The organism is Helicobacter didelphidarum (assembly GCF_003364195.1).
GTDB lineage: Bacteria > Campylobacterota > Campylobacteria > Campylobacterales > Helicobacteraceae > Helicobacter_A > Helicobacter_A didelphidarum.
Window position 1 is genome coordinate 1 of record NZ_NXLQ01000222.1, and the last position, 425, is coordinate 425.

At 30.4% G+C, this 425-nt stretch carries 1 pseudogene; it reads left to right on the forward strand.

Features of this window, described 5'->3' with window-relative positions:
* Positions 1-305: pseudogene (locus CQA53_RS12025) on the forward strand (hypothetical protein); the annotation flags it as partial.
* Between the last annotated feature and the right edge of the window lie 120 nt (positions 306-425).

Sequence of the window (425 nt, forward strand, 5' to 3'; positions counted from 1 at the left end):
ACAATGAAGCTAATAAAGAGAAATGGATAGAGCAAAAAGATGAAGCTATTTATGAAGAATTAGATGAAGATTATTTATTCTTTCGTCAAGGTTATAAAGATATAACAATCCCTGCAAAAGAAGCTCTCAAAAGATTTACATTTTGTTATTATAAGCAATATAAAGATGCATTAAATGATTTTATCCAAAGCGAAACAAGTAATATAAGAGATATTGAGGGATTCTTTGGATTCGCTCCTGTAGAATCTAAAAGCAATCATTGGGGTAAAGTCTATGAGAATAATCAATATGCTATAATAAAATAATGCAAAAAATAAAGGAAAGTCTAGTGAAAATCCCTATTTACTCACATATCAAAGCAAAGCTAGAATCCAAAGGACTAGATTCTATCACAAGTGGGCAAATTGCGTGGTTTGTGTGTAGTG